The organism is Bacillus sp. FSL M8-0077, from assembly GCF_038050255.1.
Taxonomy (GTDB): domain Bacteria; phylum Bacillota; class Bacilli; order Bacillales; family Bacillaceae; genus Bacillus; species Bacillus altitudinis.
In genome coordinates this window covers 2,641,006-2,660,760 of the sequence record NZ_JBBPAF010000001.1, presented here as the reverse complement: position 1 = coordinate 2,660,760, position 19,755 = coordinate 2,641,006, and the positions used below count along the sequence as shown (strand labels likewise).

At 40.1% G+C, this 19,755-nt stretch carries 40 protein-coding genes; 39 read left to right on the top strand and 1 reads right to left on the bottom strand.

What is annotated here, in order from left to right:
• The first annotated feature begins 246 nt into the window (after positions 1–246).
• From NST57_RS13805 to NST57_RS13725, 17 genes are all read left to right on the top strand, one after another.
• Positions 247–1,098 carry a conserved phage C-terminal domain-containing protein gene (locus NST57_RS13805; RefSeq protein ID WP_341298721.1) on the top strand — a complete coding sequence of 284 codons (852 nt, stop codon included), beginning with the start codon at positions 247–249 and terminating at the stop codon, positions 1,096–1,098.
• A complete protein-coding gene (locus NST57_RS13800; protein WP_341298720.1) occupies positions 1,037–1,903 on the top strand; it encodes an AAA family ATPase in 867 nt (288 codons plus the stop codon). The genes NST57_RS13805 and NST57_RS13800 overlap by 62 nt, the downstream gene beginning before the upstream one ends.
• A gap of 108 nt (positions 1,904–2,011) precedes the next feature.
• A complete protein-coding gene (locus NST57_RS13795) occupies positions 2,012–2,167 on the top strand; it encodes a DUF6906 family protein (protein WP_341298719.1) in 156 nt (51 codons plus the stop codon).
• A complete protein-coding gene (locus tag NST57_RS13790) occupies positions 2,164–2,691 on the top strand; it encodes a hypothetical protein (RefSeq protein WP_341298718.1) in 528 nt (175 codons plus the stop codon). The genes NST57_RS13795 and NST57_RS13790 overlap by 4 nt, the downstream gene beginning before the upstream one ends.
• The gene (locus NST57_RS13785) at positions 2,660–2,800 is read left to right on the top strand and encodes a hypothetical protein (protein ID WP_187441848.1); all 141 of its coding nucleotides are present in this window, start codon (positions 2,660–2,662) and stop codon (positions 2,798–2,800) included. Before NST57_RS13790 ends, NST57_RS13785 begins: the two co-directional genes overlap by 32 nt.
• The gene (locus NST57_RS13780; protein ID WP_341298717.1) at positions 2,800–2,934 is read left to right on the top strand and encodes a BH0509 family protein; all 135 of its coding nucleotides are present in this window, start codon (positions 2,800–2,802) and stop codon (positions 2,932–2,934) included. Before NST57_RS13785 ends, NST57_RS13780 begins: the two co-directional genes overlap by 1 nt.
• Before the next feature lie 15 nt (positions 2,935–2,949).
• Positions 2,950–3,123 (top strand): hypothetical protein, encoded by a 174-nt coding sequence (locus NST57_RS13775; RefSeq protein ID WP_186306829.1) that lies wholly within the window; start codon positions 2,950–2,952, stop codon positions 3,121–3,123.
• A 69-nt stretch (positions 3,124–3,192) separates the two neighbouring features.
• Complete coding sequence (locus NST57_RS13770; protein WP_220554121.1) at positions 3,193–3,402, top strand: XtrA/YqaO family protein; 210 nt, start codon at positions 3,193–3,195, stop codon at positions 3,400–3,402.
• Positions 3,403–3,435: 33 nt separating this feature from the next.
• Positions 3,436–3,684 (top strand): hypothetical protein, encoded by a 249-nt coding sequence (locus NST57_RS13765; RefSeq protein ID WP_341298716.1) that lies wholly within the window; start codon positions 3,436–3,438, stop codon positions 3,682–3,684.
• Positions 3,681–4,067 (top strand): hypothetical protein, encoded by a 387-nt coding sequence (locus NST57_RS13760; RefSeq protein WP_341298715.1) that lies wholly within the window; start codon positions 3,681–3,683, stop codon positions 4,065–4,067. Before NST57_RS13765 ends, NST57_RS13760 begins: the two co-directional genes overlap by 4 nt.
• Positions 4,064–4,312, top strand: coding sequence for a hypothetical protein (locus tag NST57_RS13755; protein WP_341298714.1), 249 nt, complete (start codon positions 4,064–4,066; stop codon positions 4,310–4,312). The genes NST57_RS13760 and NST57_RS13755 overlap by 4 nt, the downstream gene beginning before the upstream one ends.
• Positions 4,309–5,148 carry a phosphoadenosine phosphosulfate reductase domain-containing protein gene (locus NST57_RS13750; RefSeq protein WP_341298713.1) on the top strand — a complete coding sequence of 280 codons (840 nt, stop codon included), beginning with the start codon at positions 4,309–4,311 and terminating at the stop codon, positions 5,146–5,148. The genes NST57_RS13755 and NST57_RS13750 overlap by 4 nt, the downstream gene beginning before the upstream one ends.
• A 31-nt stretch (positions 5,149–5,179) precedes the next feature.
• On the top strand, positions 5,180–5,599 hold the full coding sequence (locus NST57_RS13745; protein WP_341298712.1) for a hypothetical protein: 420 nt from the start codon (positions 5,180–5,182) through the stop codon (positions 5,597–5,599).
• Complete coding sequence (locus NST57_RS13740) at positions 5,596–5,769, top strand: hypothetical protein (protein WP_341298711.1); 174 nt, start codon at positions 5,596–5,598, stop codon at positions 5,767–5,769. Before NST57_RS13745 ends, NST57_RS13740 begins: the two co-directional genes overlap by 4 nt.
• Entirely contained in the window at positions 5,769–5,981 is a 213-nt protein-coding gene (locus NST57_RS13735; protein ID WP_341298710.1) for a hypothetical protein, read from the top strand. The genes NST57_RS13740 and NST57_RS13735 overlap by 1 nt, the downstream gene beginning before the upstream one ends.
• 3 nt (positions 5,982–5,984) lie before the next feature.
• Complete coding sequence (locus NST57_RS13730) at positions 5,985–6,326, top strand: hypothetical protein (protein WP_341298709.1); 342 nt, start codon at positions 5,985–5,987, stop codon at positions 6,324–6,326.
• Between the two features lie 16 nt (positions 6,327–6,342).
• Positions 6,343–6,768, top strand: a complete 426-nt coding sequence (locus tag NST57_RS13725) for a hypothetical protein (RefSeq protein WP_341298708.1) — start codon at positions 6,343–6,345, stop codon at positions 6,766–6,768.
• A 70-nt stretch (positions 6,769–6,838) separates the two neighbouring features.
• Here the strand turns inward: NST57_RS13725 and NST57_RS13720 are convergent, their stop codons facing one another.
• Positions 6,839–7,111: a hypothetical protein gene (locus tag NST57_RS13720; protein ID WP_341298707.1), complete on the bottom strand. Its 273-nt coding sequence runs from the start codon at positions 7,109–7,111 to the stop codon at positions 6,839–6,841.
• A gap of 227 nt (positions 7,112–7,338) precedes the next feature.
• On the opposite strand from NST57_RS13720, the gene NST57_RS13715 reads away from it, so the two are divergent.
• The 22 genes from NST57_RS13715 (at position 7,339) to gp17 (ending at position 19,746) form a co-directional block, all read left to right on the top strand.
• Positions 7,339–7,461, top strand: coding sequence for a hypothetical protein (locus NST57_RS13715; protein WP_341298706.1), 123 nt, complete (start codon positions 7,339–7,341; stop codon positions 7,459–7,461).
• Positions 7,462–7,475: 14 nt separating this feature from the next.
• Positions 7,476–7,958, top strand: a complete 483-nt coding sequence (locus tag NST57_RS13710; RefSeq protein WP_051691130.1) for an ArpU family phage packaging/lysis transcriptional regulator — start codon at positions 7,476–7,478, stop codon at positions 7,956–7,958.
• The gene (locus tag NST57_RS13705) at positions 7,955–8,497 is read left to right on the top strand and encodes a site-specific integrase (RefSeq protein ID WP_057079030.1); all 543 of its coding nucleotides are present in this window, start codon (positions 7,955–7,957) and stop codon (positions 8,495–8,497) included. The genes NST57_RS13710 and NST57_RS13705 overlap by 4 nt, the downstream gene beginning before the upstream one ends.
• Before the next feature lie 147 nt (positions 8,498–8,644).
• Entirely contained in the window at positions 8,645–9,064 is a 420-nt protein-coding gene (locus tag NST57_RS13700) for a nucleotide excision repair endonuclease (RefSeq protein ID WP_341298705.1), read from the top strand.
• Positions 9,065–9,225: 161 nt separating this feature from the next.
• Positions 9,226–9,768, top strand: a complete 543-nt coding sequence (locus NST57_RS13695) for a DUF6944 family repetitive protein (protein ID WP_341298704.1) — start codon at positions 9,226–9,228, stop codon at positions 9,766–9,768.
• A gap of 118 nt (positions 9,769–9,886) precedes the next feature.
• Positions 9,887–10,069: a hypothetical protein gene (locus NST57_RS13690; protein WP_341298703.1), complete on the top strand. Its 183-nt coding sequence runs from the start codon at positions 9,887–9,889 to the stop codon at positions 10,067–10,069.
• 59 nt (positions 10,070–10,128) lie between these two features.
• Complete coding sequence (locus NST57_RS13685; RefSeq protein ID WP_341298702.1) at positions 10,129–10,824, top strand: hypothetical protein; 696 nt, start codon at positions 10,129–10,131, stop codon at positions 10,822–10,824.
• A 35-nt stretch (positions 10,825–10,859) separates the two neighbouring features.
• Complete coding sequence (locus NST57_RS13680) at positions 10,860–11,177, top strand: hypothetical protein (RefSeq protein ID WP_341298701.1); 318 nt, start codon at positions 10,860–10,862, stop codon at positions 11,175–11,177.
• Complete coding sequence (locus tag NST57_RS13675) at positions 11,174–11,383, top strand: hypothetical protein (protein WP_099682803.1); 210 nt, start codon at positions 11,174–11,176, stop codon at positions 11,381–11,383. Before NST57_RS13680 ends, NST57_RS13675 begins: the two co-directional genes overlap by 4 nt.
• Positions 11,358–11,717: an HNH endonuclease gene (locus NST57_RS13670; RefSeq protein ID WP_341298700.1), complete on the top strand. Its 360-nt coding sequence runs from the start codon at positions 11,358–11,360 to the stop codon at positions 11,715–11,717. The genes NST57_RS13675 and NST57_RS13670 overlap by 26 nt, the downstream gene beginning before the upstream one ends.
• Positions 11,718–12,114: 397 nt before the next feature.
• The gene (locus NST57_RS13665; protein WP_341298699.1) at positions 12,115–12,621 is read left to right on the top strand and encodes a phage terminase small subunit P27 family; all 507 of its coding nucleotides are present in this window, start codon (positions 12,115–12,117) and stop codon (positions 12,619–12,621) included.
• Positions 12,621–14,333, top strand: coding sequence for a terminase large subunit (locus NST57_RS13660; protein WP_341298698.1), 1,713 nt, complete (start codon positions 12,621–12,623; stop codon positions 14,331–14,333). Before NST57_RS13665 ends, NST57_RS13660 begins: the two co-directional genes overlap by 1 nt.
• A gap of 11 nt (positions 14,334–14,344) precedes the next feature.
• Positions 14,345–14,527: a hypothetical protein gene (locus NST57_RS13655; RefSeq protein WP_144532676.1), complete on the top strand. Its 183-nt coding sequence runs from the start codon at positions 14,345–14,347 to the stop codon at positions 14,525–14,527.
• 6 nt (positions 14,528–14,533) lie between these two features.
• Entirely contained in the window at positions 14,534–15,775 is a 1,242-nt protein-coding gene (locus NST57_RS13650) for a phage portal protein (RefSeq protein WP_341298697.1), read from the top strand.
• Positions 15,768–16,400, top strand: coding sequence for an HK97 family phage prohead protease (locus tag NST57_RS13645; RefSeq protein WP_341298696.1), 633 nt, complete (start codon positions 15,768–15,770; stop codon positions 16,398–16,400). Before NST57_RS13650 ends, NST57_RS13645 begins: the two co-directional genes overlap by 8 nt.
• Positions 16,401–16,436: 36 nt before the next feature.
• Positions 16,437–17,624, top strand: coding sequence for a phage major capsid protein (locus tag NST57_RS13640; RefSeq protein ID WP_341298695.1), 1,188 nt, complete (start codon positions 16,437–16,439; stop codon positions 17,622–17,624).
• A gap of 20 nt (positions 17,625–17,644) precedes the next feature.
• On the top strand, positions 17,645–17,941 hold the full coding sequence (locus tag NST57_RS13635) for a hypothetical protein (protein WP_341298694.1): 297 nt from the start codon (positions 17,645–17,647) through the stop codon (positions 17,939–17,941).
• 23 nt (positions 17,942–17,964) lie between these two features.
• Positions 17,965–18,348, top strand: a complete 384-nt coding sequence (locus NST57_RS13630) for a collagen-like triple helix repeat-containing protein (RefSeq protein ID WP_341298693.1) — start codon at positions 17,965–17,967, stop codon at positions 18,346–18,348.
• 14 nt (positions 18,349–18,362) lie between these two features.
• On the top strand, positions 18,363–18,692 hold the full coding sequence (locus NST57_RS13625; RefSeq protein WP_341298692.1) for a head-tail connector protein: 330 nt from the start codon (positions 18,363–18,365) through the stop codon (positions 18,690–18,692).
• Positions 18,640–19,005, top strand: coding sequence for a phage head closure protein (locus tag NST57_RS13620; protein ID WP_034325256.1), 366 nt, complete (start codon positions 18,640–18,642; stop codon positions 19,003–19,005). The genes NST57_RS13625 and NST57_RS13620 overlap by 53 nt, the downstream gene beginning before the upstream one ends.
• Positions 18,998–19,381, top strand: a complete 384-nt coding sequence (locus tag NST57_RS13615) for an HK97-gp10 family putative phage morphogenesis protein (RefSeq protein ID WP_341298691.1) — start codon at positions 18,998–19,000, stop codon at positions 19,379–19,381. Before NST57_RS13620 ends, NST57_RS13615 begins: the two co-directional genes overlap by 8 nt.
• On the top strand, positions 19,378–19,746 hold the full coding sequence (gp17, locus tag NST57_RS13610; protein WP_341298690.1) for a tail completion protein gp17: 369 nt from the start codon (positions 19,378–19,380) through the stop codon (positions 19,744–19,746). The genes NST57_RS13615 and gp17 overlap by 4 nt, the downstream gene beginning before the upstream one ends.
• Positions 19,747–19,755 lie beyond the last annotated feature (9 nt).

Here is a 19,755-nt window from a genome sequence, read left to right as displayed (position 1 = left end):
TCCAAATTGCATATTATGTTTCGAGGTGATCTTATGACTCAAAGAAAGAAAAAGAAAAAAAGCAACTTGTTCGTGGGGGAAATTTTCTTTGGAACAGAAGACAGAGAAAAGCTTTTTACTGAGGCTGTGGCACCTTATTACACACCAGTAAAAAAAGAGAAGGACAAAAAAATTAAAGAGGCTTGAAACTTCTGTTTCACCTTTTTTTGAAGGACAAGCTTAATCATAAAAAGAGGTGAGTAACTCGTGGCAAAATTTCGCCAAGTCTATACAACATTTTGGAATGATCCGAAGGTTACTGAAGAAATGACACCAGAGGACAGGTACTTTTATTTGTATCTCATCACTAATCCAAATACTACTCAAATTGGTGTGTACTCAATTACAAAAAAACAAATGGCTTTTGATTTAGGGTATTCCATCGAATCAATAAACAGCCTTATGGATCGATTTGAAAACCATCATAAATTAATTGTTTATAACAACGAAACAAGAGAATTAGCTATAAAAAATTGGGCTAAATACAACCTGAATAAAGGTGGAAAACCAGTATTGGATTGTGTTGCAAAGGAGTTAAGAGAAATCAAAGATAAATCGCTAATCCGACTGGTTTATGAATACGTGAAAAATGACAGTATCAAGGTATTGTTCGAACGATACGCCGACGACTCGTCAACGATACGCCGACGACAAGTGGACAATAAGAAGAATAATAAGAAGAAGAATAAGAAGAATAATAAAGATATATTGTCGGGAAACCCGACTGCGGATGAATCAGAAATCCCATTCAAACTCATAACAGATCTTCTCAATCAAATGTCAGAGAAAAATTACCGTCACACCACACCAAAGACACAGCAACTAATAAAAGCAAGATGGAACGAGGGATTCAGATTCGATGATTTTAAAAAGGTTATCTTAGCAAAATGCTATGAATGGCGTGATAACCCTGACATGAGTAAATTTCTTCGTCCCGAAACACTTTTCGGAACAAAATTCGAAGGATACTTAAACAACAGTGATGAGGTGATAAAGCGTGCGCAGCATAAAGGTGGCGGCAGCCGAAGTCATAACCGACAAAATGACCTTCCATTCTGATTACTGTGAAAAGCACACATACACCCGTGGCAGCGAAGATGTTGTAAAACCTGTCCGAATGATGGTGATGAATGGGAAAGTTATTTGCCCTCGATGTGAACTGGAAGAAGAGTCAAAGAAATTGCAAAAAGACTTAGAAAGTCAAATTGAATATAGCCAGCGACAGAAAAAATTTAACACGTTGGAAAAACGCAGCATGTTTAGGGATCGAACTGTCTCACAAGCAACATTTGATAATTACAACGTTGCTGAGCCAGAAGAGACAAAGAATAAAAACCGCATGCTGGATCTTGTTAAACACTTGCAACAAGGTGAAGTGTTCAACATATTTTTGCAGGGCCATCCGGGAGTGGGAAAGAGTCACCTTGCATATGCAGCACTTAGAGAGCTTAATGTGCCTCCTGATCCCGACAACCCTAAAGACAAAGGTAGATCCTGTTTGTTTATCAATATGGAAGATGCTGCTACGGCAATTAAAGATTCATTCAGCAACAAAGAGAGTAAGTACACAGAAGCGTATGTGACTCAGTTGATGGGTGAAGCCGATTATCTCGTGATAGATGACATCGGTGCAGAAACAGGGTCAGAACATTCGGATAGTAAAGCCAGTGATTTCATTCATCGTCTCATCTACAAAGTAACATCTGCTCGGCAGGATAAAGTGACGATTTATACAACAAACCTCACTAGCGAAAAGCTGTATCAAATGTATGACAGCAAGTTAGTATCACGCATCACTCAAAAGCAGCAGTACATCATTTTTAAAGACACAACGGACAAGCGTAAAGAAGTATTGCCGTTCTAAGGGAGTGTAAAACATGAACAAAATCACATCTGAGAAGGTTGATAGTTTAATAGATCAGCTGGAAATAAGTCTGAACGAATATAAAAAACATAAGGAGGCGCGCTGAATATGAAAAAAGGCGGCAGAAAACCAACACGCACAGAAAGAAAAATCCTAGTAGTAAATGGGTTAAACCCACTTTATTGGCTCGTAGAAAAGAATCTGACGACATCTGTGCACGTTGTACACAAAGAGGTCGGTCGCAGAAAGGAAATTGCGAAATGAGTGTCACTAGAATCATTTTAGAGCATGTGAATTTTGAATGGACGATTGTTGGCCTAAAACGTTTTCTTGATTACTGGTACGAAGGCAGATCAATTGAAGAGATGGCGGAGTTATTTAACCGACCGTCAGAAGAAGTATTGCTGCTGATGATTGATTTCAGCAAGCGTGGAAAGATCAAGGAGCGTCCGAACGGCGTCGGCGCAAACGATCCTATGTACATCAAAAAGAGCGCTATGAGCTACAAAAAAAGAGATCTACGCAAGCTGTTTGAACAACAACCGGTTTACTACGCTTGTCCGCACAGTGATTTCATATGGGATGAGAAAGACATCATTTTATTTAGACAAATGTGGCAGGATCATGAGCCGATCAGACATATGGCCAATCGTTTAGCCCGCAATGTCGATGACATCCTGTTGCTGATTATAGATCAAGCCGAGTTAGGTAAGATCGAACCACGTAAAGGCGGCGCACTAGGAAAGGAGTACAAGCATGAAAAGAAAAAGCATCCTGTTGCCATTTGAAAAAGCGACAGCACGGCAGTTGGAAGTGATTGCGCGGTATGAAGATTGTCCAAAACGTATCAAGACAGCAGCCGTGCGCCACCTCAAAAAGAGGGGAGGCATCAAGTGATGAGCAGTGATGATAGAGCTTTAATGATCGAGTGGTTGAGTCTGAAAAATATTGGTCACGAATATTGCGAGAAACTATCAGACGAAGAAATCGAAAGAATCTATAATCTCAATGTTCCGCAACGTGACGAATAAAAGGAGGTGAGCATATTGGAAACTGTAGTGAATCCATACAAAGCAGGTCCAGTGAAAGCGTGGGTTATGTCAGAGGATGAACTAGCAGCTTATAGGCAGCAACATCCACCAAAACCATATAAAAAGAGACTCAAACGTAAAGACTGGCGTTGGCAGCGCACAGATCAATCTGTCGAGTCTCAGCGGTAGAATTCACATCAGTTCAATGTGAGTGATTAAACTTATGAACCTTAATTATATCACATTGGAGTGAAGATTGTGAATAGACCACAGACTATCTCATTAACAAAAAACGAGCCTTTCACAACATTAGTTGAACAAGGAAAAGTACAAGTGATCGTGCTGGACGGGATCAACAACACAGCGCATTACATAGAGGCTCCCGAACACGGTCACACAATCATCGAAACAATTAAAGGAAGTTTTGACCGAGTTAGATTTGATTTCAGCCATAAAATTAAAAAATAGCAGGGGTTCATCCCCTGCGGGGGAGGAATTGCAATGTTATCAAAAGATCAAATAAACGTTGACCTCTTTGATGAGGTAACACGTTTGAAAAGAGAAATAGAGAAGAAGAATCAGCAGATCAACGGATTCTCACAGTTTTTCTTAAACGAACTGGAGTGGGGACAGCGACATTTTACAAGAACTAAATCTGAGTTTCACAGAGGCGGATTAGAAGTCCTGAAAAACCTCGAAAAGCATTATGAGTTTGTTTTTCGAAAGCGATTGGACGGTGAAAAATCATGAGTCAGAAACTCAAAAAAGGCGATCTAGTCGTCATGCACTCATGCATGGAAGCGGAACTGAACGAGGGGAGAATTTGGAGATGTAAAGGTGATGAATTTAATCCAAGCGCACCTGCTGTTTTCCTAGAAGGTTTTTCAGGACACTTCTCCACTGAATTTCTTCAAAAAGTAGACGTGCCTGTCATTGAGTCAGAAATGGACCTATACAACGAGATTCAGAGGTTGAAAGACGAATTAAGAAAGTCTAACAAAAAGAACGAACAGTTTTTGAACGATTGGAAAAAAGCTGAAACACAGGCAAACAGAGCAACAGAAAAACTGGGGGATGTCACCATAGAGTTGAAAAACTTACAACGATCTTTACTAATGGAGGCGGGGAAATGAGTCTACCAAAACATGTTGAACTGTCACAGGCCGTCAAAGCTTGCAAAAACCAAGCAATGACGATTGATGATGCAGCTGCATATATAGGCGTACCGAAGTTTTTCGTACCAGTGCTTGCTGATTATTGCCCTGACTTGGTCATTGAGGGCAATGTCATCATGACAAAGCGTGAGTCAAACGGGCCTGTAATACTCACGGTGCTTGGGTTCATGGCGGTCATTGTTATTGCTGGGTTGATGCAATGATCAAGCAGCAATACGATGACGGCAAAAAACATATACACGTCTTATCATACGGCGGCGGCACTCAATCAACGGCATTACTCTTGATGGCTCTAAAGGGTGAGATTAATGGAGTAATACCGGACTACATCATCTTCTCTGATACAGGATGGGAGCCGAAGCACGTTTACAACTGGATCGAGAAAATAAACAAGCATATCAAGGCTACTTACGGCAGGGAAATCCTCTTCTGTGATAACGGAAATATTCGTGATGACATTGTAGAAGGATCTGAGACAGGAAATAGATTCGCAAGCATTCCTTTTTTCACAAAAGATAAGAAGGGAGAAATCGGCATCGCCCGCCGCCAGTGTACAAACGAATACAAGATATTACCTGTTAATCGTAAGATCCGTTCTTTGCTTGGGTACAAGCCGAGACAAAGGATTAAAGAAGTTGTCCACCTATGGAAAGGCATTAGCACCGATGAAATACAACGAGTTAAGCCGAGTCGGGAAAGCTGGCAAGTAGCAGAGCATCCTTTGGTCGATGTGGCTTTAATAGATCGGTCACGCTGCATAACTTACGTTGAGCGAGAAGGACTTGGTACACCTGCAAAATCTAGCTGTATTGGCTGTCCTTTTCATGACTTCAATGCTTGGCGTGATATGAAAATGAAAGATCAAGAGTCATGGCAAGATGCGGTGGAAATAGATCGGCTTATTCGTAAGCTGCCAAGATTTAAAAATAATGCCTTCTTGCATAAGTCAGGTAAACCGTTGGAAGAAGTTAATTTCAATGAGGATCAACTTGATATTGACCACTTTTTAAACGAATGCGAAGGAATGTGCGGAGTATAAAACAGCCTAGCGGCTTAGGAGGAAACGGAATATGCCAAAACCTGAACAGCTTAAACGCATAAATGATATAAACGAGCTGATCAAGCTCATAGCAAGCATTGATCGTAGAACATTTTATTGCGAATCAAAAAATTCGGTTGCCTGCTTTGTATTTGGAAAACGAGGAAAATTATTCTTCGTAGACGATTACACAGGGGAATGGGTCTATCCATATGAATTAGGGCACGGTCGAGCAAACGGATTTTCACATGGAGGGAACATGTGGGAGCTGGTCAACAGTTTTCGTGAATTTATCATCACTGGTAAATGTGGTGCTCTCAGAGATTACAAGGAGATCTGGGCGTATAGTCGTGAAGGCTGTGAAAAGATTCGGCAGAAGGCAAAGGAAATCGGATTTATTGAAACGGTTGATTATCCATACAGTTTCAGAGAATGGGAGGAAGCGCATTGAAACTCAATAAAAAGCAACAGCAGCAAATCGTAGAACGAATGAACGCCTTTGGAGAAAGAGGCGTGAAATCGAATGGAGCGGATAAAGAAGCTGTTGCCGGCATGGCTACTCTTCTTTGGATGCTTCAAGTCTTAAACGTTGATATGCAATCACTAAAGGAGGAAGCATGATGAACGAAAACTTAGAAGAACAAGAAACTAAGGATGATTTAAAAGTCCTGAAACAAAAGCTTGAAAATAAAATTCAGGTTCTAAATAAACGTATCAAAGACAGGGAAGGCCCTTGTTTTCATGACGAGGAAAAGGCTATTGAACGTTTTCATTCAGAAGCCTTTGCATATGAAAGAGTAATTAAAATGATTGATGTTTTGAAAGGGGAATGAATCATGGGATTAGATTTTACTCATTGTGAGGCACGTTGGTCATACAGTAGCTTCAATAACTTCCGTAGAAAATTAGCAGCATGTATCGGTATGAATTTAGATGATATGCAGGGCTTTGGGGGGGATATACCATTTGAGAACTATGATGATGACATTATTCCATTGCTGGATCATTCAGATTGTGAAGATGACTTACCGCCTGACGTTTGTAAAACCGTTGCTGCTAGATTGCGTCAACTTGTCCGCAATTGGCCTTATGATGATAGAGATAAAACGAATGCCCTTTATCTTGCAGAGGGAATGGAACTAGCGCATCAACAAAATGAACCATTGGAATTTATATAAGAGGGGGACAATGAAGATGAAAAAACTACTAATCACACTAACTATTTTTGCGGCTGCGGTGCTTTATGCGCCGTCTGCTCAAGCGGTATGGTCAAACTGGCAAACCGAGGGGTTCGGGCACCAAGCACGAGTCTTTACCGATGACACCAATTACTATGCAGGAGCGAAAACGGTCGATTGGAGAGCGGAAAAGAAGGGATCGAGCACGCTTTATTACACCGCTGGCGTTTACAAAAAGCGATCCAATGGCGGTTTGACTGACACTAATTTAGTTCAAAGAGGCAGCTTCAAAGCGTCAACGCCTCTAAAGTCGTTTAGTGTTAAAGAAATCAGCAAGCGAACCGGCAAAGGAACATACGTGATCCAGCTGGACTGCTACACCGATTCCAAGAAACGAAACTACATCGGAACGTTCGAGTCCGTTAAATTCAGTATCAAGTAGGCTGTACTATCTGAATAGGAATGCCGTCTCATTCCGAGCTATATGCTTGTACAATGAGACGGCAATAAGTTTAATCTATTACGTAGCAGCGATTTTGATATATAACTTCACATTTATATTCTTGAACATCCATTTTTCCATTTACCTTTGTGTAGACTGCAACCCATTTTTCACCATTGTCTTTAACAACTAACTCCCATCTCGAGGCATCTTGGTATTTGTCCATCACCCATATAAGACCGGGAAAAGTCTCAGCTTTTGCTGGTGCTGGCGCAGCAGATAAAAGTATTACACTAGCAAGTGCCACAGCTCCAATAGCTTTTTTGAAATTGATTTTGAACATTGGTATTCCCCCTAATTGAAATATTTCCTAATAAATATAAATATTAGGTGGTTAAATAATACCATTAAACAAATGGGTTGAATGTAGTATTTTGTCGAAATGGGAAAAATTCACCAGATAGACATATTTTAAGCATAAGTCCAAGACGGAGAGCCTGCGGACACTGATCAACACCTTTTAAGGGTGCTGGTTGGTGTCCGTTTTCTTTTTGTCGGAAAGGAGCGGCCATGAAAAAGGAAAAGTCGAAAAAACGACCGCAGGAGCTTACAGAAAGAGAGATACGTGAGCTTATGGGGCAAAACATGCAGCGTTTGAAAAGAGCCAAAGGCGGGGCAATGCGAAGAAAATAAAAGGAGTGATTGGGATGACTAATAAAAATGATAAGAATCCAAACGAACAAACAGATCAAATGAATTTAGATATCCCTCAAATCGACGAGGAAAAAACAAGATTCAAAATGGAAAGAATGATGGATAAATATAAATTGCTTAGGCTGCAAACGCCAGAAGACTTCCTCCCAAAAATCACAACAACATATACCATTACACCGCCGAGTTTTTCCAATCAGTTTCATTCTTCTACGGAGGATGCAGCTCTAAAGAAGATGGATTGGGAGATTGAACGGGAAAAATACATGAAGCGAATCGAAAGGGGCATTAATCGTCTTACGCAAAAAGAGCGCCGTATCTTAGTAATGCTCTATATGCAGGATGAAGAGATGTTTGATTATGAAATCTATGCAGAAATGGGTCTAAGCCAGCGGAACTATTACCGATTCAAGAATAAAGCTTTTTACCGTTTAGCCTTCGCACTTAGAGAAGAAGTGTACAAGGGGGGCAAGTCATGAATTTCGTTCAGCCGATAAGAGACTTTGAAAAGGTGGAGCAAATGAAGGCTTATTTAAAAAGGAAAAATAGAAGGAATTATATATTGTTCATCTTGGGGATCAGTACCGGCTTAAGAATATCCGACATCCTCAAGATAAAAAAAGAAGATTTGCTGAAAACACATCTGGTCCTCAGAGAAACAAAAACTAAGAAGCAAAAGAGAATTCGTATACCGCCATCAGTTAGAAATGAATTGATTGCCTATGCTAAGGACCTAAAAGACGGTTCATATGTGATCAAAAGCAGGCAAGGGGAAAACAAAGCTATAGATAGGTCGGTAGCGTATCGCATTCTTAGAGAAGCTGCTGAACAAGTGAACATTACTGAAATAGGCACGCACACATTAAGGAAGACCTTTGGATACCATTTTTATAAACAGACAAAAGATGTGGCCATGCTGCAAGAAATATTCAATCATGCCAGCCCGGATATCACATTGAGATACATTGGGATCAACCAAGACAACATGGATTCCGCAATGATGAAGTTTAAGATATAATTTTTTTAGATATATCTGCACCAAAAAATATCAAAGAGTGCAGTCATTAAATGGATTTAGAGAAACCTTTATGTGACAAGGATTTCAGCGATTACGGGAGTACAACACACTATATGTTATGGTGTAGTGAGAAGGAGAGAAATATTAATGTCTATCAAGATCGAAATTCCTCAAATGATATTCAGTTTTAAAAAGGATGAACTACACAACATCCCAAATCGGAGCGGGATATATATCATCTTTGGATGTAAAGATGACGTTTTGTATGTTGGTAAGGCAAAAGAATTGAGAGGCAGAGTGAAGGGCCATTTCGCAGGGACAACATCGCTAAAAGATGTGGCTCATAACTTTTACGAAGTGAGTGGTTTCTTCTGCGATGACGAAACAGAAAGAGACATCTATGAAACTTACATAATTAATATATTGAAACCTAAATTAAATGTCGAGAAGGCATATACTTATAAAACTTCAAGATTTGATGATTTATTTCTAAGTGAAGAAGCTAAGCAGCGTAGTTTGGAGAAGCAAAAGAGAATTGATGAGTCAATGGATCAATTTGGACTTTAATTTGAAAATGGCACACTTTTGGCACGATCTTGGCAAAGCATTTTGTCTGTGAGCGGTTATGATGGTATTAGGTGATAAATTAATAGAGAGCAGAGTTATCCAAATTAAGAACATCGTTGAAGATCGGACATATACTGAATATAAAAAAATGGAATGTTTTTATGGACAATAAATCCAAAAAAATATTAGGTTCATTTATTTCTATGTTAGGTACAATACAAGCCGCTGTCGGAAGCACGCCTCAGTATCCACTAGATAAAGAACAAAGGTATCAATTTGAAATTATAGGTAATACCTTGCAGGCTGTGGGGAGTGGTTTATCTGCAGATGGGCAAGGATCGAATTTTATGGGAACTGTAGGAGAACAAATACAAGCGACTGGTAACTCAACTGTTTTAGTCGGCCTATTAATTTACAAGAAAGACAATCCTGACCTTGCGGAAAGGGTGGTGATTTCAGGGAATTGGCTACAAGCGTTGGGGAGTTTTGTTGGGCTTGACTATACTGACAACGAGAATATTAGTGTCTTAGAAAGTAATATAGGAGGAATCCTACAAGGTATCGGAAACTCATTGCAAGCAATAGGAGGAATTGAGACATTACGTCCTAACCTCATCCCTTATAAGGGTGTTGGTACTCTTGGAAGTTGGATACAAGCGACTGGCAGTGTTATATCTTTTCTTGTGGAAATAAGTGATGAATGAAACGAATCTTTTAAATATTAATGACTTTTATGAGCGTCTTCCATTGCGGAGGTCGCTTTTTTATTATGCTTTTGAATGCTTTCTAAATGATGTGAAATAAATTACAGGAGGTAATGGTATGAGCGATAAACAAAAGAAAACAACCCCTGCGGCAACAGGGGTTGATGATGAACGAATACAAGCTGAACAGCTTTTGAATGATATTAATTCTGGAACTATCTCAATTAATGAAGCAAGATCTGTTCTAGGTTTGCCACCGTTAGCGAATCCAGAAGCTAATCTAAAATATGTTGCTATTTAAAAGAGTTCTATTGAATGAATAAATGTGAAGCGCCTTTCCATTGGATAGGTGCTTTTATTATGAGGAGAGTGTGGAAAATGTATTTAAACTTATCTTATAGAAGCATCTATGATCAACTGGATGAGGCGTTATCTAAAAAGACTTTGATTGTTACGAATAGAAAAACAAGGCGAATTGGAAAGACGGAAGCACTTGTACATCTTGCTAAAATTAAAGAATTACCGATTGTTGTCAAGGATTTAATAGTTGATAGTTATACAAAGGAGTATCCAAATGTACGGATTATCGGAGAGACTGGCGCTGTAAGAAGTACTCTTTTAAATACTGTACTGATTGAAGAAGGTGTACAGGAAAAAACCATTACTATATTAAGAGATAAGGGCGTAACAGTATCTGGGTTCCTTGTTGATATGAATTCATTTCATAGTCCGTACGAAGAACTAAAAGACACGACAATCGAAGAGCCACCATTGCTTCAAATCACACTTAAGGAATTGGATTCAGTTCCAGAGGTAATCCATAACGGAGAGTCATTGGAAGGGCGAATTGATATAGATTTCAATTGGAAAACTAGAGGACTTGATAAAGTTGGTTCTACTTATATCAATTTACGGACAGGTAGGGTAAAGGGTAAGAAACCAAGTGAAAAACGGATTGAGTACAAATCGGGAGAAGCAATCGATGAGCTGGCGACAAAAGATGATCTAGTTTGGGATAAAGAACGAGGCATTTACCTTCGTCCTTGGAAAGCATGACTGAGAGCACTGTCCAATAGGGTGGTGCTTTTTATATGGAGGTGTTAGCTGTGGTAGAACTCTTAATCTTAAAAGGCTGTTCAAAACAACGTATAAGGACTTTCATCGTAGGGAAAAACACAAGGCATGCAAGAGCGCTATGGCAAGATTTAAAAAAGAAATTTCCACAATATAAATACGCGCGCTATGTTTCTAGGGATGCAGCAATGTTAGACGGGGTGAATCCTAGCGAAACAATTTTAATTTTGTTACCGGGCTACTCTCAAAATCCAGTTGTCAAACACTTTGAGTTCCAATGGTTAAAGGAAAATGCTATTGAAGTAATTCATATCAATGAGGAGGAAATCAAATGAAAATTTTAGTTCTTAATACAGAAAGTCGATTAGAAAAGGAAGCAAAGGAAATTTTGAGAGAAGAAGTCAGGAAAGCAGCTCAAACCGGCGTTATTATTCTTGATGGGGGAATGAGTTTGGAAGTTATTGAAATAGACAAGTTATCCCCAATGGATGGATTAAATCCAGGAGTACCGATTTATGATGAAACCGTTGAAACCTTGTAATGAACCTGGATGTCCTCAACTAACCCGAAAAGGATATTGTGAGCAGCACAAGACATCGAAGCCTTTATATGATCTGTTCCGTGAATCATCGTCTCGCCGTGGGTATAACAGCCGATGGCGTAAAGCGCGTGAAGGCTATTTAGCAAAGCATCCTTTGTGTCAGTCTTGCATGTTACAAGGCAAGCGTATTGCTGCTACAGTGGTGGACCACATTAAGCCACATAAGGGAGATAAAAAACTATTCTGGGATTCAACTAACTGGCAGCCGCTGTGTGCATCCTGTCACAGTAGAAAGACCGCTAAAGAAGATGGAGGGTTTGGAAATGGATTATAAAAAATGTACATGTGATCAGTGCGGAACAATCTTCATAGTTAAATATTGTTCTAGGATTAAGAAGATTGGACGTGGTATTAAACGTCATCTACTTGTATGTCCAGGGTGTAAAGCTGAGTACACATCCTACTATACAAACGCTGAAATCAGAAAGCAGCAAAACAAAATTAGCAAACTATATAATGCTATTCGGATGACGAGGAACAAAAGCCTACTTGATCAACACCAAAAGAAAATAGATTCAATACGAGCAGATTTAGAAAGAGACATGAATCAGCTTCGCATCGAAGTTGAAGGCCCCCCTAGCTTAAATCCCTAGAAACGTTTTGTCGTAGACCGCGTCTCCCTCAACATCGCGAGAAATTCCCTAAATGAAAATTCGGAAGGAGGTGAGGGGATGGCAAGGCCGAGACAACCAGTTGACTTGTTGCTAGTGAAAGGGAAGAAAAACCTTACCAAGAAAGAGATTGCAGAAAGAAGAGAGCAGGAAATTAAGGCACCAGATGACAAAGTGAAAGCTCCTTCTTACTTACCAAAAGACTTAAAAAGAGAATTCAAAAAGATAGCGGACGAGCTAAAAAACATCGGAATTATGACAAATTTAGATGTAGATGCGCTTGCCCGTTTTTTGTTTGCTCGAAAACAATATTTACAAATAACAGAAATCATATTGGATACGCCGATTACAGCACTCACCGAAAATTCAGATGGTGAAAAATTTGAAATTGCGAATCCTGCTTATAGTGATCTTCTTATAAATCAGGACAAGCTATTTAAACAATGCAGACAAGCATCAAGTGATTTAGGGTTAACCATTTCCTCTCGCTGCAAACTTGTCATTCCGAAAAAAGATGATGGGAAACCGAAGTCAAAAGAAGAAGAACGCTTTGGAGGACGCATGTAATGGTGACGCAGGAAATGACCGCAGAGCTTTTAATTGAGCGTGTATGGTCATATTGTGAAAAGATCCAAACGGGGGAAATAAAAGCAGGTCAGAAGCACAAGTGGGCTGTTGAGAGGTTCATTAAAGACGTAGAGCGGCTAGCAGATGAAGATTACCCGTATTATTTTGATGCAGAAGCAGTCCTTGATTTTTATGAATGGGCCAAGCAGTTTAATCACGTCGAAGGGATATTAGCCGGTAAGCCGATTGAACTGACAGACTTCCAATTATTCATAGCTGCTAATATATACGGCTTTTACAAAAAGGTAAATGGTGCCAGGCGTTTTAGAAAGGCATACATCCAGTTAGCGAGAAAAAACGCGAAATCACAATTGCTAGCTATCATGGCTTCATATGAAATCTTTCCTACCAAAGAAAAACACCGCGTGTTTATTGCTGGTTGGTCAAGGGAGCAGTCAGATGAAGTCTATCAAGCAATCCTTGAACAACTAAAGCACGCACCTATTTTAGAAGGGAAATACACAGACGCTAACGGGCAGGTCACAAAATACGCAACAAATTCAATCATCAAACCACTTTCAAGGGAAGCCCGAAAGGTTGGAGACGGAAAAAACCCATCTTTAGGTATTGTGGATGAATACCATGCACATGAAACAAGTGAGATTTATGACGTGCTCAATAGTGGAATGGTAGCGAGACGAAGCCCCCTTATGGTAATTATTACAACTGCTGGTTATAACTTAAACGGTCCCTGTTTTAAAGAGTATCAATATACAAGTAAAATACTTGACCCGGATGTAGATACAAAAAAAGAAGATTATTTTGTATTGATTTGTGAGCTTGATCCTAGCGATGATGTTAAAGATGAATCTAACTGGATTAAAGCAAACCCAATCGTTGCTACTTATGAAGAAGGCATGACGTCTCTAAGATCAGATTTAGAAACGGCTCTCGAAGTCCCTGAAAAAATGCGAAGTTTTCTTACGAAAAATATGGATCGATGGGTCGACCAAAAAGACAACGGCTATATGAAAATGTCTAAATGGCGGGCCTGTCACGGTGAAATACCTGATCTAAAAGAAATGGCGATCTATCTTGGTTTAGATTTATCTATGACAACGGATTTGACTTCTGTCGGGTGGGTTGGCGTTCTTGATGGTTTTTATTATGTTGGTCAGCATTCCTTCATCCCCGAAGAACGGGCCAAGGAGAAAATGGCTACTGATAAAGTGCCTTATGATTTATGGCGTGATCAAGGTTGGATGACATTCACCTCAGGAGAGGCAGTTGACTATCAATTTGTCGAAAGATGGATCATTGAATTTATACACGTCAACAAATTTAGGGTCATTGAAGCTGCTTATGACAAATGGAATGCACTGCACCTTGCACAACGGCTTGAGAGTAAGGGATTTAACATGGTGGAGTTACCGCAAAGGATTCAGCATCTTTCTTTACCCACAAAGGATTACAGACAAAAGGTATACGAGGGAAAGGTCGTTCATGGGAACGATCCACTTCTAACTTTTGCATATAATAACGCAATTATTAAACAAGACGCTCAAGAAAATATCATGCTAGACAAAGCGAAATCACCGCAAAGAATAGATCCAGCTGCAGCCGTCATGAATGCTTTTGCTAGGGCCATGTATCACGATATGGGTACAAACGTTGACTTAAACGAACACTTTTCAGGAAAATTCAGTTTTTAGGATGTGAGAGAGTGAAAAAATTCATTGTACTTCTGAAATCAATATTAAATGACTTGCTGTTTATTGGAGGGTGCACCTTTATTTTGCTGGCAGCGTATCGGGTAAATACAAACATCGGTCTATTTTTGACGGGTGTATTTTTTATGTTTTATGCCTACTTGCTGTCAAATCATGCGCGGCAGAAAGAGAGGTGAAAATAAATGTTTATAGACCGATTCTTTGAAAAGCGTTCAGGCTCAACAACAATAGACGGTTTCAGCCAGTTGATCAATCTGTTCGGAGGTAGAGAAACGGCAAGCGGTGAAAGGGTAAGTGAAAGTAATTCACTTGTGCAGCCGGACATTTTTGCCTGTGTAAATGTATTGTCTGATGACATCGCAAAGCTGCCGATACACACTTTTAAAAAAGAGAGTCAAGGAGTCAACAGAAACCCTAATCATCCATCTGCCTATGCAATCTACGCAAGGCCGAATCCATACATGACTGCTTATGTGTGGAAGAAGCTGATGATGACGCATGTTCTTACATGGGGTAATGCCTATTCGATGATTGAATTTGGGGCACATGGTTTCCCTGAAAATCTTTATCCGTTGCGGCCGGATGCAACAAACGCATACATCCATCCCGACTCAGGCAGGCTATGGTACCAAACCAACGTTAACGGAAGAACGATGGAACTATATGAACACCAAGTGCTGCATTTTAAAGGTTTATCAACGGATGGTATTCACGGTAAGTCGCCTATTGGGGTAGTGAGAGAGCATATAGGCGCTCAAGCAGCTGCCACAAAATATAACGCAAAACTATATAAAAACGAAGCCACGCCACGAGGTATTCTAAAAGTACCTTCTTTCTTGGATGAAAAACCAAAGGAAAACGTAAGAAAAGAATGGAAGAGGGTCAACCAAGGTGAAAACATAGCCATTATTGATAATGGATTAGAATATCAATCTATTGCCATGCCGTTGGAAGAAGCGCAATTTGTAGAATCTATGAAATTTAACAAAGCGCAAATTTCAATGATTTATAAAGTGCCTCTTCATAAACTCAATGAGCTGGATAAAGCCACATTTTCAAACATTGAGCATCAAAGCCTAGAATACGTAAAAAATACATTACAACCGTGGATCGTGAATTTTGAACAAGAATTAAATATTAAGCTGTTTACTGACAATGATCAAAAAGCGGGCCATTATGTAAAATTCAATGTTGATAGTGAGCTGCGCGGCGACAGTAAAACTCAAGCAGAGTATTTTAAGACTATGAGTGAAGCGGGTCTTTTAAATAAAAATGAGATTCGCGACTTGATTGAGAGAAACCCTATTGAACATGGCGAAAAACATCTATCTAGCTTGAACTATGTGTTCCTTGACTTTATGGAAGAATACCAGCGGCTTAAAGCTGGTTCAGCCATGAAGGGAGGTGACAGCAAGAATGAGTAAAGAAAAAGAAGTGCGGCTGCTCACATCGCCAATTGAGATCCGTTCCGACGGTGAGGGACAAGCCGAATATGTGGAAGGCTATGCTTTGAAATTTGAAAAATGGTCCGAGCGTTTGGGATGGTTCAAGGAGATCATAAGCAGGAATGCTTTAGAATCTACCGATCTATCAAACGTTGTTGCGCTTTTCAATCATCGAGAAGATTTTCCTCTAGCTAGAAACACCGTTTCTGGGGAATCAGGACGGCTTGAACTAGAAATAGATGGTATTGGTCTTAAATTCAGATTTAAGCCGTCAGACACGTCATATGCGCGCGATCTCATGGAGAATATACGCAGCGGAGTTATTAATCAATGTTCTTTTGCCTTTTCGTTGGATTACAACGGAGACGAACCCGACGAATGGAGAATAAACGAAAACGAAGAAATATACGAACGAAGAATAAACAGCATTCACCGCATTTACGACATATCTCTTGTAACGACACCTGCGTATAGTGATACCGAAGCTGTGGTAGGTGCCCGCAGCTTAGAGAAAGTAGAAGAAATGAAAGAACAACGAAGCACACCAACCGATGAAACTTTAAAAATTGAATTAGAGCTATTAAGCCTTGATCTTCCCGAATAAGGCTTTTTTTGCGTTCTATGAGGAGGAAAAATAAAAATGACAAAAAAAGAAATTGAACTGCGTCAGCAGTTTACGCAAAAGAAAGAAGACGCTAATAAAGCACTAGCGGAAGGAAAATCAGAAGAAGCACGTCAGCTTCTCGATGAAGTGAAAGAGCTTAAGAATCAAATTGAATTGATGGTAGAAGGACGATCACTTGACGTTCCTGATTTACCTGGCGGTGAAAATTTTGTGCCGGAGCTAGAACGAAACCCGGAAGGACGGAAGGGCAGCGAAGGAGATAAAGAAGAACGTCAAAAGAAATTCACCAAGTTGTTCATGAAGTCTCTTCGAGGTAAATCTTTAACACATGAAGAAAGTGAATTCCTAGAAAATCCTGAATTCCGAGCGATGTCAGGAAAAAATGAAGAAGATGGCGGAATCCTAATCCCTGAAGATATTTCAAGAACCATTAAAGAATTAAAGCGGGAGCAATTACATCAACTTGAGCAATATGTCACGGTCGAGCCGGTTGCAACACGATCAGGTAGTCGTATGCTTGAAAAAAATGCAGACATGACACCATTCCTAGACATCGAGGAAATGGGGGAAATTCCTGAAACAGATCAACCTAAGTTTACGAAGCTGTCATACAGTATCACTGATTACGCAGGACTATTACCTCTTTCAAATACATTGCTGCAAGATACTGATCAAGCGATTATGTCATATGTTGCAAAATGGTTTGTTAAAAAATCAGTCGCAACAAGAAACGCTCTTATTCTGGCTATTCTTGAAGGCTTGAAAAAGGTGAAATTTAAAGGTTTTGACGATATTAAAAAGACTTTAAACGTTACACTTGACCCTGCCATTTCTGCTGGAGCAATCATCATGACAAACCAAGATGGGTTTAATTACTTTGATCAATTGAAAGATGCGGACGGCAAATATCTAATGAAAGATGTACCTACGGACCCGACAAACAAAATGCTATTCGGTCGTCCTGTAGTAGTGATTTCAAACAGGGTTCTCAAAACCAAAGAGGGGAAAGCACCTGTAATCATTGGAGATTTAAAAGAGGCTATCGTTTTATTTGATCGTCAGCAACAGTCTATCGACTATACGAATCTTGCAGCAGGATCATTTGAGACAAACACAACGAAAGTACGAGCTATTGAACGTGAAGACGTTGTGGCTTGGGACAAAGAAGCGGTAGTATACGGTCAGTTGTCAATAAGTGAGTAAAAAAAAGAGGTGAATAAGTCATGCGAGTGACAAAAAATTACACCACTGATGGCGGGGATCGAACTGTCATTAGTGGTGTATTAGAGTTTGCAGGAGGAAAAATCGTCAAAGACGGCGAGGAAGTTAGTCTAGGTGGTGGCGGATCAGCTGCGCCAGGAACCGTGACACATGAAATGCTGGCCGAAAAAGCGGTTCGTTCGGTAAACATCGGGACGGGAAGCGTCATGCCGGAGCATCTTAATTCGTCTATTGAAACTAGACTCAAGGGAATGGAAGACGAAATAATAGAGCTAAAAAGTAAGCTGAGCAAAGAATAAAAATTGAAAGGAATTGATCTAACATGGCAAAAGATTTTTTGAATGAAAGTAATGGAGTATTAACATCTGCAGAAGCGGACGCTGATGGAAAACCCATCACTGCTGTTTACGTAAAAGGAAATAGCAAAGAAAATCCTCTTTTCATTCAAGGGATGCAGGGTGAACAAGGTCCGAAAGGCGAAAAAGGCGACCCAGGAGAGCAAGGCCCAAAAGGTGACAAAGGAGATCCTGCAGTAATTGAAACGGGAGCCATTAAGAACGATCATTTAGGCGATGGATCTGTGAACTCACGGACAATCGGTAAAGGTAGCGTTAAATGGGACAACATCAATTCAGAAGTACAAAAAATGATTACAGATTTACAGACGCGAGTTGATGGGCTTGAGGGTAAAGAAAATACTGAATAAGTAGGCGGTCTTCTATGGATTTAAAAATGCTGAAAGAAGAATATTTAAAAGTTGATACCGACCAAGATGATGCCTTACTTAAAACCTTAATTACTGCAGCAAAGGGATATATCAAAAATGGTATAGGACGTTATATTGAAGGTAACGAGCAGTATGCACTTGTAACAGGAATGCTTGTTGCTCATTGGTACGAAAATCGAGGGGTGTATGAGTCAGGCGTTTCTGGCTCATCCATCCCTTTTACTATTCGAGATCAACTAGCTCAACTTCGCTATGTGGAGGTAGAAGAGGATGAAGAAGATAAGCAAGCTGAATCGGCGGTTAATCTTCCAGAAAAAAAATAAGGTGCAGGACGAAGAACTGAACTGGAATGAAGCCTATGAAAATGTTTTTGAGACATGGGGTTCAATCGAAGGATTTTCCGGCTCAAAGTCAGACACGCTTGTTGCTGGCGCGCTAGGGGTTAAGTCACCGAAGAAAATCACAATTAGATACAGAGAAGACGTTGCTCAAGATATGCGTATTCTTCATCAAACTGGATCAGACGAGGCAGGAGAGCCGATCTACCGCACTTTTGATGTCATGGATTACAACGACATTGAAAATAAAAAGAAGCAGCTTGAAATTACTTGTAATGAGGTTGGCGTAAATGGCTGATATGGATATTGATGGATTCGATGATCTGACGAGATTTTTCAACAAGATAGGTGATGACGTTGAAAAAGCTGAAAAGATTGCCCTTAAAGCGGGCGGAGAAGTAATAGCAGAGCATCAAAAACGAAACGTGAATAAGAGTTCAAAAAATCAGCCTCACATGGTCGATAACATCACCGTTTCAGCTGCAAGAGAATCCAGAGATGGTGAACTGTTTGTAACTGTGGGACCAAATCGAAAAGTCGCTTACAGAGGGCGCTTTTTAGAATGGGGCACATCCAAAATGCCGCCGCATCCGTTCATCGAGAAAGCCGGAATCGAAGGGGAGGGACAAGCTGTGAAGATCATGGAAAGAATTATCACGGCGCCTATTAAATGAGTCTTGATGCGAAGAAGGAATTGAGTGCAGCGTTAATAAAAAACAAAGAGTTAAAGCAGCTTGTCACGGGTGGTTTTCATAATCTTGTGGCCGATGATGTGGCCGCATTCCCCAGGGTTGTATTTTCAGAGATTACAAATAGGGACCAGGAGTACAGAGACAACCATTCGGCAGCAAGTGAGGTTCGATTCCAGTTAAGCATATTTTCAACAGCAGACACACGGAAAAACGAAACAGAGATAGCGAAACAAATAGACCGTCTTATGAAAGGTTTAGGTTACGGAAGATATGATTCAGTGGATCTTTACGAAACAGATACAAAAATCTTTCACAGAGGCATGAGGTACGTCAAAACATTTTTCTAGGAGGAAAAC

Excerpts from the sequence above, each read along its gene's own strand:
- NST57_RS13795 (WP_341298719.1), top strand. The coding sequence starts at position 2,012 with ATGAAAAAAGGCGGCAGAAAACCAACACGCACAGAAAGAAAAATCCTA.
- NST57_RS13790 (WP_341298718.1), top strand. The coding sequence starts at position 2,164 with ATGAGTGTCACTAGAATCATTTTAGAGCATGTGAATTTTGAATGGACG.
- NST57_RS13785 (WP_187441848.1), top strand. The coding sequence starts at position 2,660 with ATGAAAAGAAAAAGCATCCTGTTGCCATTTGAAAAAGCGACAGCACGG.
- NST57_RS13780 (WP_341298717.1), top strand. The coding sequence starts at position 2,800 with ATGAGCAGTGATGATAGAGCTTTAATGATCGAGTGGTTGAGTCTGAAA.
- NST57_RS13765 (WP_341298716.1), top strand. The coding sequence starts at position 3,436 with ATGTTATCAAAAGATCAAATAAACGTTGACCTCTTTGATGAGGTAACA.
- NST57_RS13760 (WP_341298715.1), top strand. The coding sequence starts at position 3,681 with ATGAGTCAGAAACTCAAAAAAGGCGATCTAGTCGTCATGCACTCATGC.
- NST57_RS13755 (WP_341298714.1), top strand. The coding sequence starts at position 4,064 with ATGAGTCTACCAAAACATGTTGAACTGTCACAGGCCGTCAAAGCTTGC.
- NST57_RS13750 (WP_341298713.1), top strand. The coding sequence starts at position 4,309 with ATGATCAAGCAGCAATACGATGACGGCAAAAAACATATACACGTCTTA.
- NST57_RS13745 (WP_341298712.1), top strand. The coding sequence starts at position 5,180 with ATGCCAAAACCTGAACAGCTTAAACGCATAAATGATATAAACGAGCTG.
- NST57_RS13735 (WP_341298710.1), top strand. The coding sequence starts at position 5,769 with ATGAACGAAAACTTAGAAGAACAAGAAACTAAGGATGATTTAAAAGTC.
- NST57_RS13730 (WP_341298709.1), top strand. The coding sequence starts at position 5,985 with ATGGGATTAGATTTTACTCATTGTGAGGCACGTTGGTCATACAGTAGC.
- NST57_RS13725 (WP_341298708.1), top strand. The coding sequence starts at position 6,343 with ATGAAAAAACTACTAATCACACTAACTATTTTTGCGGCTGCGGTGCTT.
- NST57_RS13720 (WP_341298707.1), bottom strand. The coding sequence starts at position 7,111 with ATGTTCAAAATCAATTTCAAAAAAGCTATTGGAGCTGTGGCACTTGCT.
- NST57_RS13715 (WP_341298706.1), top strand. The coding sequence starts at position 7,339 with ATGAAAAAGGAAAAGTCGAAAAAACGACCGCAGGAGCTTACAGAAAGA.
- NST57_RS13710 (WP_051691130.1), top strand. The coding sequence starts at position 7,476 with ATGACTAATAAAAATGATAAGAATCCAAACGAACAAACAGATCAAATG.
- NST57_RS13705 (WP_057079030.1), top strand. The coding sequence starts at position 7,955 with ATGAATTTCGTTCAGCCGATAAGAGACTTTGAAAAGGTGGAGCAAATG.
- NST57_RS13700 (WP_341298705.1), top strand. The coding sequence starts at position 8,645 with ATGTCTATCAAGATCGAAATTCCTCAAATGATATTCAGTTTTAAAAAG.
- NST57_RS13695 (WP_341298704.1), top strand. The coding sequence starts at position 9,226 with ATGGACAATAAATCCAAAAAAATATTAGGTTCATTTATTTCTATGTTA.
- NST57_RS13690 (WP_341298703.1), top strand. The coding sequence starts at position 9,887 with ATGAGCGATAAACAAAAGAAAACAACCCCTGCGGCAACAGGGGTTGAT.
- NST57_RS13685 (WP_341298702.1), top strand. The coding sequence starts at position 10,129 with ATGAGGAGAGTGTGGAAAATGTATTTAAACTTATCTTATAGAAGCATC.
- NST57_RS13680 (WP_341298701.1), top strand. The coding sequence starts at position 10,860 with ATGGAGGTGTTAGCTGTGGTAGAACTCTTAATCTTAAAAGGCTGTTCA.
- NST57_RS13675 (WP_099682803.1), top strand. The coding sequence starts at position 11,174 with ATGAAAATTTTAGTTCTTAATACAGAAAGTCGATTAGAAAAGGAAGCA.
- NST57_RS13670 (WP_341298700.1), top strand. The coding sequence starts at position 11,358 with ATGATGAAACCGTTGAAACCTTGTAATGAACCTGGATGTCCTCAACTA.
- NST57_RS13665 (WP_341298699.1), top strand. The coding sequence starts at position 12,115 with ATGGCAAGGCCGAGACAACCAGTTGACTTGTTGCTAGTGAAAGGGAAG.
- NST57_RS13660 (WP_341298698.1), top strand. The coding sequence starts at position 12,621 with ATGGTGACGCAGGAAATGACCGCAGAGCTTTTAATTGAGCGTGTATGG.
- NST57_RS13650 (WP_341298697.1), top strand. The coding sequence starts at position 14,534 with ATGTTTATAGACCGATTCTTTGAAAAGCGTTCAGGCTCAACAACAATA.
- NST57_RS13645 (WP_341298696.1), top strand. The coding sequence starts at position 15,768 with ATGAGTAAAGAAAAAGAAGTGCGGCTGCTCACATCGCCAATTGAGATC.
- NST57_RS13640 (WP_341298695.1), top strand. The coding sequence starts at position 16,437 with ATGACAAAAAAAGAAATTGAACTGCGTCAGCAGTTTACGCAAAAGAAA.
- NST57_RS13635 (WP_341298694.1), top strand. The coding sequence starts at position 17,645 with ATGCGAGTGACAAAAAATTACACCACTGATGGCGGGGATCGAACTGTC.
- NST57_RS13630 (WP_341298693.1), top strand. The coding sequence starts at position 17,965 with ATGGCAAAAGATTTTTTGAATGAAAGTAATGGAGTATTAACATCTGCA.
- NST57_RS13625 (WP_341298692.1), top strand. The coding sequence starts at position 18,363 with ATGGATTTAAAAATGCTGAAAGAAGAATATTTAAAAGTTGATACCGAC.
- NST57_RS13620 (WP_034325256.1), top strand. The coding sequence starts at position 18,640 with ATGAAGAAGATAAGCAAGCTGAATCGGCGGTTAATCTTCCAGAAAAAA.
- NST57_RS13615 (WP_341298691.1), top strand. The coding sequence starts at position 18,998 with ATGGCTGATATGGATATTGATGGATTCGATGATCTGACGAGATTTTTC.
- gp17 (WP_341298690.1), top strand. The coding sequence starts at position 19,378 with ATGAGTCTTGATGCGAAGAAGGAATTGAGTGCAGCGTTAATAAAAAAC.